The following is a 14,500-nucleotide window of genomic DNA, read 5'->3' on the forward strand; positions in this document are numbered from 1 at the left end:
GCAGATTCTCACAAAATCTCTGGACCCCTTGCCAATCAAGGCCAACAGGAAAATTTTGTTAGCCTTCTATGCATTTACAATTTACGTACAAATCGAGTTTTTAGTTTCGGATAGTCTCGATTTCAACAAGCTAATTCCCCGCTGACCGCCCCCGGATCAATTAATTTCACACTGCGCTGTAACGTTTTCACTGCAACTCACTCAACCCTTTTGTCATACCTGAATCTAGATTGAAGCACCCGGCTCTCACTCAGGAATTGTCACTCGCGAGCACTTGAACATAGGCCACCGATATAGCAATCGACGGCACCTCATATTCACCGTGCAGAACTTAAAGCGACGTCACTAGTTGAGCCTCAACGATCGGCTTTTCTGTTGTTCGTCACTTGGTCTTTTTACAGTAAGGATGCCAAGTGCCCTATTCATCACGCACTGACCGCTCCCTTTTCGCCCTTATGGGCAACGGGTGCCTGGGATTGTGGTTCGGCCTGACCTGCCTGACCCCGGCCCAGGCCCTGGCCGACGTACAACCGGGCCAGGAAGCCCTGCGCCTGCAGCAGCAACAGCAACGCGACCTGCAACAGCTGCAACTGGAACAGCGCCAGCGGCAGATGCAGCGCGGCAGCTTCAGCAGCACCCCGGCTAGCCCCGACCTGCCCCAGCAGCCCGCCAGCGACGCGCGCTGCTGGCCCCTGAGCGGCACCCGCATCGGCGGCGTCAGCCTGTTCGACAAGGCCCGGCTCAATGACTACATCAAGCCGTATGTCGCGCCGTGCATGGGGGTCAACCAGATCAACCAGTTGCTGGCGGCCATCACTCGCCTCTATGTCGAGGCCGGCTATATCGCCAGCCGCCCCTACCTGGCCAGCACCCCAGCCGCCGGGCACAGCCTGGATATCCTGGTGGAGGAAGGCTATGTCGAAGCCATCGAACTGGCCGACCAGAGCCTGCCGGTGTCCCTGGGCGGAGCCTTCCCCGGCATGCTCGGCAAGCCCCTGTACCTGCGGGACCTGGAACAGGGCCTGGATCAACTGAACCGCCTGCGCTCCCTGGACCTGACCGCTGACATCGCCCCCGGCAGCCAGCCCGGCGCCTCGCGGATCATCCTGCGTTCACGCAGCAGCGCCGCGCGCTGGGGCCTCGGCCTGGGTGTGGATAACCTCGGCAGCGCCGGCACCGGGCGTGACCGGCAGTCGATCAACCTCAATCTGGACAGCCCGTTGCAGATCAACGACGCGCTGAACCTGAACTACAGCGACACCCTCAACCACGGCCCGCGCTACAGCCGCAGCAGCAGCCTGTTCTACTCGGTGCCCTACGGCTACTGGACCTACAGCCTGTTCGCCAGCCACGCCGAATACCGCGCGCCGCTGAAGCTGGCCCGCACCACCCTGTACAACAGCGGTCGCACCGACATGCTCAGCGGCCGCGCCGACCGGGTGCTGTGGCGCGACCAGAGCCACCAGCTCAGCGCCAACCTGCAACTGGCCTACAAGGACGTCGACAGCTACCTGCAAAAGGCCCACCTGCAGATCCAGAGCCCGACCCTGACCGTGGCCGAAGCCGGGCTCAATCTGTTCTGGCTCAACAGCGCAGTGTGGAACCTGGATGTCAATTACGCCCAGGGCCTGACCTGGTTCGGCGCCGACCGCGACTCGCAGCAGGTGCAGCGCAACCTGCCCCAGGCGCAGTTTCGCAAGTACCGCGCCGGCCTCAGCCAGTGGCGCAACGGCCAGCTGGGCAACCAGCGCTGGCAGTGGCAGAGCCAGCTCTCGGCGCAGTACAGCCCGGACCCGCTGCCGGCCATCGAACAACTGCTGGGCACTGACGATTCGGCGGTACGCGGCTACCGCCTCAACAGTGCCTCCGGCGCCATCGGCGCGGTGTGGCGCAACACCCTGCGCCTGCCGCTCAACAGCGACCTGCCGCTCAAGATCACCCCGCGTCTGGGCCTGGACAACGGCTGGATCAAGGCCGAGCACGGGGCCCAAAGCAAGCACCTGAGTGGCGCCAGCCTGGGCCTCAACCTGGCCTGGAAAAACCTCCAGGTCGACCTGGACTACCAACGCAGCCTCACCACGCCAGAGGGGTTCCGAACGGAGCCGGAAGTCTGGCTGGCCAGGTTCAGCCTGCAGATTTGATCAACCGCCGATTAGCCTGAAATACCCGATGAACCTGAGCACAACGCGCCGTCGCCCCTCTAGAAGGCAACGCCCGGCTCACCTACTCAGCACGAGGTTCTCATGCCTGACAACACTCATAGATTCAACCTTTCACCCCAGGGCAAATTGCGCTGGACCATCGCCGGCCTGCTGCTGGCGTCCCATCTGCCCCTGGCCCTGGCCGGCGGGATCACCGTGGTCGAAGGCCCCGGCGGCACCCCGCAACTGCAAAACCAGGGCGGCGTGCCCATCGTCAACATCGTCGCGCCCAATGCCGGCGGCCTGTCCCACAACCAGTTCCTGGACTACAACGTCGGGCAACAGGGCGTGGTGCTGAACAACGCCCTGCAGGCCGGGCAGTCGCAGCTGGCCGGGCAACTGGCGGCCAACGCGCAACTGCACGGCCAGGCGGCCAGCGTGATCCTCAACGAGGTGATCAGCCGCAACGCCTCGCAACTCAATGGCGCCCAGGAAATCTTCGGCCGCGCCGCCGACTTCGTGCTGGCCAACCCCAACGGCATCTCGGTCAATGGCGGCAGTTTCATCAACACCCCCAACGCCAGCCTGGTGGTGGGTCGCCCGGAACTGCAGGACGGCAAGCTGCAGGGGCTCAACACCCAGAATGCCCGGGGCCAGCTGGATATCCACGGCGGCGGCCTGCGCAACGCCGAGGGTTCGATCAACCTGATCGCCCCGCGCATCGACAGCCAGGGCGCCCTCAGCGCCCGCGATCAGCTGAATGTCACCGTTGGCCGCAACCAGCTGGACTACCCCAGCGGCCAGGTGCGCAACGTCGACCCTGCGAGCCGCACCCAGGAGCAGCGCATCGACGCCAGCCTGTTCGGCGCCATGCAGGCCGGACGGATCAATATCGTCAGCACCGCTGAAGGTGCCGGGGTGCGCGTCGGCGCAGTCCAGGTGGACGGCCGCGACGGGGTCAAGCTCAGCTCCGCCGGTGATCTGGACATCCGCGGCCAGGCCGTGGACAACAGCCTCGATGCGATCCGCGCCGGGGTGCGCAGCCAGGGCGACATCGAGCTGCACGGCGCCAAGGACCTGACCCTGGCCGCCACCGACGTCAGCGGCCGCAACGTCAAGCTCGATGCCGGGCGCAACCTGACCCTGAGCAGCATCGAAAGCCGCAAGCTCCAGGAAAAACGCCAGCAGTGGGACAAGAGCACCATCGGCATCACCTGGGAAACCTACGACGCCACCCAGACCGATAGCGAAACACGCCAGCACGGGAACAAGGTGCTGGCCCAGCATGACGCCGAGCTGAAATCCGGCGCCGATACCCGGATCCAGGGCAGCAGCGTCGAAGCCGGTCATAACCTCAGCGCCCGCAGCGGCGGCGACCTGCAACTGACCGCCGCCACCGAAACCCAAACCCAGCGCGACCAGGGCCAGCACCGCAAGCACCTGTGGAAGGAAAACTGGGACAACAGCAGCAGCCAGCAGCGCAGCGTCACCAGCCAGCTCAAGAGCGGCCAGCAACTGCAACTCGACAGCCAGCAGAACCTGCGCCTTGAGGGCACCGAGCTGCACAGCCAGGGCGACATCCTGCTCGCCGCCAAGGACGTCGACATCACCAGCGCCAGCCGCCAGCAGAGCCAGAGCAACCAGCATTACTCCGGCGACCTGGTGGGCGGTGGCTTCTTCGGCAAGAACGCCGACGGCGACCAGGGCAAGACCGAGAACCAGGGCAGCAAGGTCAACGCCGACGGCAAGCTGATCGTGCGCGCCGACAGCGTGCGCATCAGCGGCAGCCAGGCCCGGGGCGGCACCCAGGCCAGCGTTATCAGCGACAAGGGTTCATTGACCATCGACGGCGTGCAGGACACCTCCCACCGCAACAGCCACAGCAAGGACAGCAAGTTCTTCGGCATCACCAAGGATGAGAGCCGTCAGCAGCACAAGGACAGCACCACCGTCAGCAGTCAGGTGCGCTCGGACAGCAACCTCAAGTTGCAAAGTGCCGAGGACCTGACCATCAGCGGTTCCCAGGTCGCCGCTGCGGGAGCACTGGACGCCAGCGCCAAGGGCACGATCAAGGTCGCGGCCGCCGCAGACACCCAGCACGACAGCAGCAGCACCCAGAAGCGCGGTTTCGACGCCTACGCCAAGGAAAACGCCCCGGGCACCAGCCAGTACCGGGCCGGGGTGCGTTACCAGGATGAGCAGCGCAACGACAGCAGCGACAGCACCCGGCAACAGGCCTCCAGCCTCACTGGCGGCACCCTGGTGGTCACTGCCGGCGAGGACCTCAAGGTGCAAGGCAGCGACCTTGCGGCCACGGCCGGCGATGCCAGCCTGAGCGGCAAGAATGTGCAGTTGCTGGCTGCGGACAACCAAACCCAGAAGCACAGCGACAGCACCACCACCGGTGGCGGCTTCTACTACACCGGCGGCCTGGACCGCGCCGGCAATGGCCTGGAAGTGGCCCACACCAGCAGCCAGGACAGCAGCAGCAAGAGCACTGCCCAGACCAGCAACATCGCGGCCAGCGGCAACCTGACCATCAACGCCGGCAACCGCCTGAGCACCGAAGGCGCCCAGGTCAAGGCCGGCGGTGCATTGCAGGTCAATGCCGCCGAGATCGACAACCAGGCCGCACACAACAGCGAAAACAGCAGCCACAAGGAAAACAACTGGGCGGTGGATGTGGGCGCCAACGTCGAATACAAGGGCGTTACCCGGCCCATCGAAAAAGCCATCCAGGGCGTGGCCCAGCGCAAGTTCCACCAGCCCGGGGTACTCGATGCCCTGGAACAGCCCAATGTCGGGCTCGATGTGGACGTCAGCCACCAGAACCGCCAACGCAGCGAAAGCACCAGCAGCGCCGTGGTCAGCCAGCTGAGCGGCGCCCAGGTCGCGGTCAAGGCCGACGGCCAACTCAAGGACCAGGGCACCCAGTACCGCGCCACCGACGGCGCCGTGCAGATCAACGCCGGAAGCCTGCTGGCCAGTGCCGCCAGCGATACCCACAGCAGCAGCGAACAGGCGGTGGACGCCAAGGTTGGCGTGCGGGTCTACACCAACACCGGTGAAGACCTGAACATCCGTGGCAGTGGTGCCGGTGGCAGCAGCAACGTCACCAGCAGCACCGAGAAGGCCCAGGTCGGCAGCTACGCCGGCAGCCAGGGCGTGGACATCAAGGTCGGTGGCGATGCCAGCTTCGAAGGCAGCCAGTTCAATGGCGGCCTGGGCGGCGTCAACATCAAGACCGACGGCCAGCTGGCACTCAATCAAGCCAATGACCGCCAGAGCAGCAGCAACTCCAGCCTGCGTGGCGATGCCTCGCTGAGCCTGGGCACCACTCCGGGTAGCAGCGGCACCAACCTGAATGTCGGCGCCGGCTTGCAACTGGATCACAAGAGCCTCGAGCAGCAGGACAGCCAGGCGCGGGTTGCCAGCATTCAGGGCCAGGGGCCGGTCAACCTCAAGAGCGCCGGCGACCTGACGTTGCAAGGCACGCAGATCGGCAACGCCGCGCGTCCCACCGGCGATATCACGCTGGACGCCGGCGGCAAGCTCGACCTGCAAGCCGCGGTGGACACCCACCACAGCCAGGGCAGCAACCTGGGTGGCGGCCTCACGGCCGGTGGCAGCAAGACCAGCAGCGAGCAAAGCAGCGGCAAGAGCGTCAACCTCAGCGCCAACTTCAACATCGGCCGGGTCAATGAAAACGACCAGAGCCAGCGCGGCGCCCAGCTCTACAGCCAGGGCCTGGTGCGACTGGGCAGCGCAGCCGAGGGCGACAGCGCCATTCACCTGCAGGGCACGCGCATCGACGCCGCCAAGGTGGTGCTGGATGCGGCCCAGGGCGGCATCTACCAGGAGTCGGCGCAATCCACCCAGGCCCACAACAACTGGGGCCTGACCCTGGGCGCCGGTGGCAGCATGGGCAAGACCACCCTGGCCGACGCCAGTGAGCACGACACGCCGAAAGTCGATCGTGGGATCAATGCCCGGGTCAAGATCGACGTCGATCAGCGCCAGAACACGACTCAGCACAACAGCCTGATCAAGGCCGATCAGGTGACCCTCAACAGTGCCGGCAACGTGCATCTGGCCGGCGCCAACATCGACGCGCAACGGCTCGACGGGGCCATAGGTGGCGACCTCAACATCGAAAGCCGTCAGGACCGGCTGCGTAACACCCAGGTCAACATCGACGCCAAGCTGGAAGTGGCGAAGAACCAGCCAGGGCTGGTGGACAAGCTGGCCAAGCCGGCCGGTCCGCTCAAGGACGACCTGAAGGCCAAGGCCGAGAAAGGTTTCGACAAACACCGCGAGAAGCTGGAAAACGCCGTCGACAAAGGGGTGGAAAAGGTCAGCTCGGCCAAGGACAGCGTGGTCGCCAAGGCCAGTGACGCCAAGGAACGCCTGGGGGAGAAACTCAGCCGCAGCGGCAGCTACGAGGTCAACCCTGAACCACGCGGCGCCATTGGCAACGGCGTGGACAAGGCCAAGCACTACCTGGCCGACAAGGCCGACGCCGTGGGCAATCGTCTCTCCAGCCTGAAAGAGCGCTTCTGGCCAAAAACCAGCGACAGCTATTCGGTCAGCGAGAAGAACACCGCCGGCAGCAAAGTGGCCAATACCGCTGAAGGCGTGCTGTTTGGCGACAAGAGCGGGCAGACCTCCTATACCCCGACCTTGAACCTGAACGTCAGCCACGAGAGCAAGAACCGCGTGGAACAGGCCTCGGGGATCAGCACCCAGCAAGGCGTCAACCTGAAGGTCAGCGGCGAAACCCGGCTCACCGGGGCGCGCATCGGGGCCAGCGAGGGTCGCGTCGAACTGGGGGGTTCCAAGGTCAGCAAAACCGACCTGGCCGGCTCGGAGTTGCGCGTGGACGTCGGCGCCAACCTGTCCAAGTCACCGGTCAACGTTGCCACGGGCAGCGTGGCCGAATTGACCCGCAAACAGGATGACGCCACCCAGAAGGACCAGGCGTTCAACCTCGGGCCGCTGCGGATCGGCGGCCACACCGACAGCCAGCTGTTGCAAGCCGGCATCGATCAGCAAACACCATGAGGCCCGGGCCGCCCTCCTCGCCGGGGGCGGCCTGCATAGACTTGTGGCGGGGCCTTGGTCGCGTCTTCAGGGGCATCCTGCGCCCCATAGATCCCGCCTTAACTTCACGTGACTGCCAATCGGCTGTAATACCTCCCCTTATTCGTTGTAAGACCTGTCTTAGATTGGGTTTTTCAACACTTTCGCAACTATTTCCGCTCTCGCCGCTGGGCTACTGTTCGGACTTTCCTTTATCGGCAGGAGGCCAACATGGGCTCAGTACTTATCATTGACGATCATCCCGTGATTCGCATGGCGGTGCGTATTCTGCTGGAGCACGAGGGGTATCAGATCATTGGTGAAACCGATAACGGCGTGGATGCCCTGCAAATGGTCCGCGAATGCGAACCCAGCCTGGTGATCCTCGACATCTGCATCCCAAAGCTCGATGGCCTGGAGCTGCTGGAGCGCCTGAGCAACCTGCATCAACCCCTGCGCATCCTGGTGCTGACGGCCCAGTCCGCGGCGCTGTTTGCCAGTCGCTGCATGCGCGCCGGCGCCAGTGGCTATGTGTGCAAGCGCGAAGACCTGAGTGAACTGCTCAGTGCCATCAAGGCCATTTGCAACGGCTACAACTACTTTCCCAGCCAGGCCCTGCACCTTGACCGGCCCGCCCTGGGCGCAACTTTGGAGTTGGCCCAATTCAACTCTTTGAATGATCGGGAGTTGATGGTTCTGCAACTTTTCGCCATGGGCCAGACCAATAAGGAAATTGCCACGGGCATGTTTCTCAGCCACAAGACCGTCAGCACTTACAAGAAGCGCATCATGCAGAAACTGGCCACCACCTCGATGAATGAACTGGTGGACATGGCCAAGCGCAATGAACTGATATGAAGCCCCGGTTCCCGCTACCACGGTCGCAGCGAGCGGCCCGGCGATGATCAACACCCTGCTCCAGCCCGTTGGCGTCATGTCCCTGATGTTTGTGTTGCTGGCTGCCTTGCTCAACCAGGCCCGGCTCTATCGGCAACTGCGCCAGCAACGCCGGCAATTGCAGGCGCTGGCCCGTTCGGCGGAGGCCCTGGAGGCCGACAAGCAGCACGCCGAAGAGGCCGATCGCAACAAGAACCGCTTCCTCGGGCACCTTGGCCACGAACTGCGCACCCCGTTGAACGCCTTGATCGGCTTGCTGGAGCTGGTGCTGCGCCGCACCGGCAGCCGTTCGCCCCAGCACGCGCCGCTGGAGCTGGCACTGGGCGCGGCGGGGGACCTCAAGGAACTGCTGGATGACCTGCTGGACATCAGCCGGATCGAATCCGGCCACCTGCGCCTGAACCCGACCTGGGTCGACCTGCGCGATTGCGTCGAGGGGCAGATCGCTGTGTTCCACGCCCAGGCCCGGCAAAAGCGCCTGGCGCTGGAGCTGGAGTTCAACGCCCCCAGCCCGGAGCCCCAGGTGCTGATCGATGCTCTGCGCTTCAAGCAAGTGCTGGGCAATCTGTTGAGCAACGCGATCAAGTTCACTCAGCAGGGCGAGATCCTGGTCAGGGCGACGTTGCAGCCCACCACAACCCAGGACCGGTACGAGCTGCTGTTGCAGGTGCAAGACAGCGGCATCGGCATTCCCGAGCCGCAACGCCAGGGGCTGTTGCAGCCCTTTGCCCAGATCAACCCCGACAGCCAGTCGCCGCGAAACGGCGCCGGACTTGGCCTGCCCATCAGCCATCAGTTGTGCCGGCAGATGGGCGGCAGCCTGAGCCTGCACGGGCGCAGCGGCCCGGGCTGCGAAGCGCGGGTCAGGCTGCCCCTGAGCGGCCGTGGCGCACGGCCCGCCCAGCCTGATGCGGACGCCGCAGAGCCGCTCCCCGCCTCCACGGTGCCGCTGGATGTGCTGCTGGCGGACGATCACCGCGCCAGCCTGACCCTGTTGCAGGGCCAGCTGGAGTACCTCGGACACCGGGTCACCTGCGCCGAAGACGGGCGCCAGGCCTTCGAGTTGTGGCGCCAGGGCGACTTCGACCTGCTGATTCTCGACTGCAACATGCCATCGATGGACGGCTACCAGCTGGCCGAGGCCATACGCCAACACGAAACCCGCGAGCAGAGGCCGGCGATTACCCTGATCGGCTGCAGCGCCGACAACGACCCGCAAGCGCTCCAGCGCGGCCTGGACGCCGGCATGCATGACTGTCTGGCCAAGCCCCTGAGCCTGGAACGCTTGAGCCGCCGGCTGGCAAGCCTCAAGCCCCGGCCGCGGGCCGACAGTTTCAGCATCCGCACCTTGCGGACCCTGACCCGTGGCAAGCCGCTGTTCGCCCGGCGCATGCTCAACGAGCTGCTGCGCTGCTGCCAGGAAGACCGGCGCCAACTCGCACGGCTCCCGGCCAGTGATCCCCGGGCGTTGGTGGCCCTGGCCCACAAGATCAAGGGCTCGGCGCTGATGGTCAGGGCCGAGTCGTTGCAGGCCGGGTGCGAGGCCCTGGAGCAGGCGTGCCTGCAACCTGTTGCACGGGAGGCGATAAACGCTGCCGTGCGCCGCCTGGACCGGGACCTGGTGCACTTCGCCCAGTCCTTGCACCTTCACCTGGATAACCCGGCACCTCAGCCTCTGAAGGCGCAATCCGGGGAGCAGAAAACCACCGCCCCACAGGTGACGAATCCGCCGTGAAGCCTGCGCTTGCCAGGAAAATAGCAAAAGGCCAGTATTGCCTCGCCACCCGTCACAGCAGACCAAACCCGTCACCTGCAGCCGCCAGGCCAAGGCAGGAACAGCCGGCCTTAACTATGCTTGGGCCTTGACCCTCAGCCTCATGAGCTTCTGGAGAGAATTGCAATGCCGAGCACGCCAAAGCCTGCCCTACGTCGCTTTCCTCTTCATATACACATCAGTGTGATGTTCACCCTGCTGATGCTGCTCACCGGAGTCATCCTGGGGATCTACAACTACCGGCAGACCACCCGCATCATCCTGCAAAGCAGCGAAAAGCTCTTCCAGCGCATCGAACAGGATGTGCAAGGCGACCTGAAGTCCACTTACGAGCCCATCCGCCATCTGCTGCGCCTGCTGGCCGGGGCCCCGGCGACCCAGAGCGGCAACCTTGAACAGCGCCTGGCTCTGCTCAGGCCCTTCAGCCAGTCGCTGCAGGACAACCCGAACCTGGCCTCGTTGTACCTGGGGTATGCCAATGGCGATTTCTTCATGGTGCGGCCCCTGCGCGACGACACGATCCGCAATCAGCGCCAGGCGCCGCCAAACAGTGCCTACGAGGTCTGGAGCATCGAGCGCAATGCCAGCATCGGGCAGACGCACTCGCAATCACTGTTCTTCGATTCGCAGCTGTCCATGATCGGCCGCCTGGAGCACCCGCAGGACGGCTACGACCCTCGCAACCGCGATTGGTTTTCCAACGCCCGCAGCGAAACCGAGCAGATCACCACCGAACCCTACGTCTTCTATTCCACCAACAACGTCGGCACCACCCTGGCCCTGAGCAGCGGCGATCTGGCAGTGATGGGCGCCGACCTGACCCTGGAACAACTGTCCTCGACCCTGGCCAAGCACCGGGTCACCCGCGGCACCGAGATAGCCCTGCTCGACGACAAGGGCAACGTCGTGGCCTATCCCGACAGCGACAGACTGGTCCTGGAGAAACACAGCGCACGCTTGATCAAGGCCAATGCCCTGAACCCGGTGTTCGGCGCGCTGCTGCGAGGCCAGGCGCAGAACGGCCACTTGCAGTCCCAGGGGCGCAGCTGGATCGTCGCCAGCAACCGGATCGCCGAGGGCGGACCGGGCGGTCTGCAACTGGCCTTGCTGGTGCCCGAGGATGAACTGCTGGCCGATGCCTACCGCCTGCGCTGGCAAGGCGCACTGATCACCCTGACCATTCTGCTGCTGTGCCTGCCCTTGGGCTGGCTGATCTCCCGCGTACTGGTGCGGCCACTGCGCGCCCTGGTGCAAGAAGCCGATGCCATCCGCAGTTTCGACTTCAAGGCGCCGATGTCACGCCGTTCACCGGTGCTGGAAGTGGATCAACTGAGCGTGTCCATGGCCAGGATGAAAGACACCCTGGCGAGTTTTTTCGAGATCAATGCCAGCCTGTCGGCGGAAACCCGCTTCGACCCGCTGCTGCAACGAGTGCTGTCGGAAACCGTCAAGCTGGCCCAGGCCAAGGCCGGCCTGATCTACCTCTCTGAAAGCAAGGGCGCGCGCCTGGAGCCCCATGGCCTGATCATCGACGGCGAACATCAGGATCTACCGCGATTCAATATCGCCACCAAGGACCTGACCGACCACAGGCTTCCGGACTGGCTGCGCCAACTCACCGACACTGACACCGTGGTCACCACCCTGGGCTTTGAACAGGCCGGCAGCCTGCAAAGCGTGCTGCTGGCCCTGGACAGTCCCAGCGCCCACTTGCTGGGCCTGCGCTTGCGCAATCGCCATCACGAAATGGTGGGCATGCTCCTGCTGTTTCTGGAAGACAGCGGTGCCGAGGCGGACCTGGACAGACTCAGTCCGGATCGGATCGCCTTTATCCAGGCGGTGTCCGCCACCGCCGCGCTGTGCATCGAGAGCCAGCGCCTGCAGAACAAGCAGAAGCAGTTGCTGGACGCCTTCATTCAACTACTGGCCGGGGCCATCGACGCCAAGAGCCCATACACCGGCGGCCACTGCCAGCGAGTGCCGGCCCTGACCCTGATGCTGGCCGAGGCTGCGGCCGCCAGCGACGACCCGCGGTTCGCCGCCTACCAGCCCACCGACGACGAGTGGGAAGCCCTGCATATTGCGGCCTGGCTGCACGATTGCGGCAAGGTCACGACCCCGGAATACGTGGTGGACAAGGCCACCAAGCTGGAAACCCTGAACGATCGGATCCATGAAATCCGCACCCGCTTCGAAGTGCTCAAGCGCGATGCCTGGATCGATTACTGGCGGGCCGTGGCCGAAGGGGCCGAAGCCAGCGCCCGGGCCGCCGAGCGCGACGAGCGCCTGCGCGCCCTGGACGACGACTTCGCCTTCGTCGCGCGCTGCAACCTGGGGGCCGAGTTCATGGCCGACGCCGACCAGCAGCGCCTGCGGGATATCGCCCAGCGCACCTGGAGCCGGACCCTGGATGATCGCCTGGGGGTTTCCTGGGAAGAGCTGAAGCGCCAGGAGCGCACCCCGGCGCCCAGCCTGCCGGTGCAGGAACGGCTGCTGGCGGACAAGCCCGAACACCTGCTGGAGCGCAGCGCCGTGGAGGTCATGACCGCGGACAATCCCTGGGGGTTCAAGCTCCAGGTGCCGGCCCACAAGTACAACCGGGGCGAGCTGTACAACCTGAGCGTGCCCCGGGGCACGCTGACCGCCGAGGAGCGCTATGTGATCAATCACCACATCGTGCAGACCATCATCATGCTCAACCACCTGCCCTTCCCCAGCCACCTGCAGAACGTGGCGGAGATCGCCGGCGGCCATCACGAGAAAATGGACGGCAGCGGCTACCCCAAGCAGCTCAAGCGCGAACAGATGAGCCTGCCGGCGCGGATGATGGCCATTGCCGATATCTTCGAAGCCCTGACCGCCGCGGACCGCCCCTACAAGAAGGGCAAGACCCTCAGCGAAGCGCTGAACATCATGGCCATGATGTGCCGCGACGCCCACATCGATCCCGAATTGTTCGAGCTGTTTCTCCAGCAGCAGATCTATCAGCGCTACGCCGAGCGCTTCCTGGTGCCGGAGCAGATCGATGCCGTGGATCGGGAAGCGCTGTTGAAAAAGGCAGGGTTGACCGCCTGATGGCGGTCAGCAGTCACTCAGGCGCAGGAAGATCGCCGCCAGTTGTTCGATACCGGCCTGGTCCGCCGGGCTGAAGCGGGCCAGCTTCGGGCTGTCCAGGTCGAGCACGCCGATCAGCCGGCCGTCCTTGACCAGGGGCACCACCAGCTCGCTGTTGGACGCGCTGTCACAGGCGATGTGTCCGGCAAAGGCATGCACATCCTCGACCCGCTGAGTCTGCAGGGTGGCCGCGGCCGTGCCGCAGACGCCACGACCGAAGGGAATCCGCACGCAGGCGATCTGACCCTGGAACGGGCCCAGCACCAGTTCCTGGTTGCGGTTGAGGTAGAAGCCGGCCCAGTTCAGGTCGTCGAGCTGGCTGAACAGGAACGCCGAGAACTGCGCCGCATTGGCGATGAAGTCGCGCTCATCGGCCAGCAGCGACTCCAACTGGGCACACAGCAGCCCATAGCCGTCCAGACCTTGGCCGGCACTTTGCAAATCGATCATGCTTTTTGCTCCAACAACTGCAAGCCCACCCAATAGCGGGCAAATTGATAGGCACACCGGCCGTTGCGGTTGCCCCGCCCGGTGGCCCAGCGTACCGCCAGAATGTCCAGCTCCTCGGTGCGCTGCCAGCTCAAGCCGGCCTTGCGCGCCAGCTCGCCGATCCAGTGTTCCACCACATTGAGAAAGTGTTCCTGAGTGAAGGGATAGAACGACAGCCACAGGCCGAAGCGGTCCGACAGGGCGATCTTGTCTTCCACCGCTTCGCTGGGGTGCAGCTCGCCATCGACGCGCTTCCAGTTCTCGTTGTCGCTTTCTTTTTCCGGCACCAGGTGCCGACGGTTCGAGGTGGCGTACAACAGCACGTTTTCCGGGGCCTGTTCCAGGGAGCCGTCGAGCACGCTCTTGAGCACTCGGTAATCGCCCTCGCCGGCCTCGAACGACAGGTCATCGCAGAACAGCACGAAACGCTGGGGCAGCTTGACCAGTTGCTCCACCACCCGCGGCAGGTCCGCCAGGTGATCACGTTCGATCTCGATCAAGCGCAGGCCGCCCTTGGCATGTTCGGCCAGCAAGGCGCGCACCAGGGAGGATTTACCGGTGCCACGCGAACCCCAAAGCAGCGCATGGTTGGCCGGCAGGCCATCGAGGAACTGCCGGGTGTTGCGCGCCAGTTGCTCGCGCTGCTTGTCGACCCCGATCAGATCGCTCAAGCGCATGTCCAGGCTGACCTCCAGCGGCAGCAGGAAGCCGCTGCGGCCTTCGCGCTGCCAGCGCGCGGCCAGGCACTGGTTCCAGTCGATGCTCTGGCGCAGGGTCGGCAACAGCGGTTCGATCCGGGCCAGCACGGCGTCGGCACGTTCAAGAAATGCATTCAATCGGGCATCCACGGCTTTTCCTCAGGCACGTTCAAGGTAATGATGCGGCACACAGACCAAACGCCGTCCTGATCAAAGGGTCTATCGCCTTGTCAGCTGCTGCCGAACCGACCGGCAACCAAAGATGATCAGCTATGCTTGCGCAGCGAAGGGAAACGAAAGTGGTTCAG

At 64.4% G+C, this 14,500-nt stretch carries 7 protein-coding genes; 5 read left to right on the forward strand and 2 right to left on the reverse strand.

The features are described 5' to 3' along the window. Nucleotides 1–413 precede the first annotated feature (413 nt). The 5 genes from GWQ44_RS15955 (at nucleotide 414) to GWQ44_RS15975 (ending at nucleotide 12,966) form a co-directional block, all read left to right on the forward strand. The gene (locus GWQ44_RS15955) at nucleotides 414–2,141 is read left to right on the forward strand and encodes a ShlB/FhaC/HecB family hemolysin secretion/activation protein (RefSeq protein ID WP_275927757.1); all 1,728 of its coding nucleotides are present in this window, start codon (nucleotides 414–416) and stop codon (nucleotides 2,139–2,141) included. A gap of 102 nt (nucleotides 2,142–2,243) precedes the next feature. Next, complete coding sequence (locus GWQ44_RS15960; RefSeq protein WP_275927758.1) at nucleotides 2,244–7,202, forward strand: hemagglutinin repeat-containing protein; 4,959 nt, start codon at nucleotides 2,244–2,246, stop codon at nucleotides 7,200–7,202. Between the two features lie 249 nt (nucleotides 7,203–7,451). After that, entirely contained in the window at nucleotides 7,452–8,078 is a 627-nt protein-coding gene (locus tag GWQ44_RS15965) for a response regulator transcription factor (protein ID WP_016965304.1), read from the forward strand. Between the two features lie 43 nt (nucleotides 8,079–8,121). Further along, the gene (locus GWQ44_RS15970) at nucleotides 8,122–9,852 is read left to right on the forward strand and encodes a response regulator (RefSeq protein WP_275927759.1); all 1,731 of its coding nucleotides are present in this window, start codon (nucleotides 8,122–8,124) and stop codon (nucleotides 9,850–9,852) included. A 165-nt stretch (nucleotides 9,853–10,017) separates the two neighbouring features. Then, the gene (locus GWQ44_RS15975; RefSeq protein WP_275927760.1) at nucleotides 10,018–12,966 is read left to right on the forward strand and encodes an HD domain-containing phosphohydrolase; all 2,949 of its coding nucleotides are present in this window, start codon (nucleotides 10,018–10,020) and stop codon (nucleotides 12,964–12,966) included. A 6-nt stretch (nucleotides 12,967–12,972) separates the two neighbouring features. Here the strand turns inward: GWQ44_RS15975 and GWQ44_RS15980 are convergent, their stop codons facing one another. Next, the gene (locus GWQ44_RS15980) at nucleotides 12,973–13,455 is read right to left on the reverse strand and encodes a GAF domain-containing protein (protein ID WP_016965076.1); all 483 of its coding nucleotides are present in this window, start codon (nucleotides 13,453–13,455) and stop codon (nucleotides 12,973–12,975) included. Next, a complete protein-coding gene (locus tag GWQ44_RS15985) occupies nucleotides 13,452–14,342 on the reverse strand; it encodes an ATP-binding protein (protein ID WP_016965075.1) in 891 nt (296 codons plus the stop codon). The genes GWQ44_RS15980 and GWQ44_RS15985 overlap by 4 nt, the downstream gene beginning before the upstream one ends. Nucleotides 14,343–14,500 lie beyond the last annotated feature (158 nt).

The sequence above is a fragment of the Pseudomonas sp. 3MA1 genome (assembly GCF_029237275.1).
Taxonomy (GTDB): domain Bacteria; phylum Pseudomonadota; class Gammaproteobacteria; order Pseudomonadales; family Pseudomonadaceae; genus Aquipseudomonas; species Aquipseudomonas fluorescens_AP.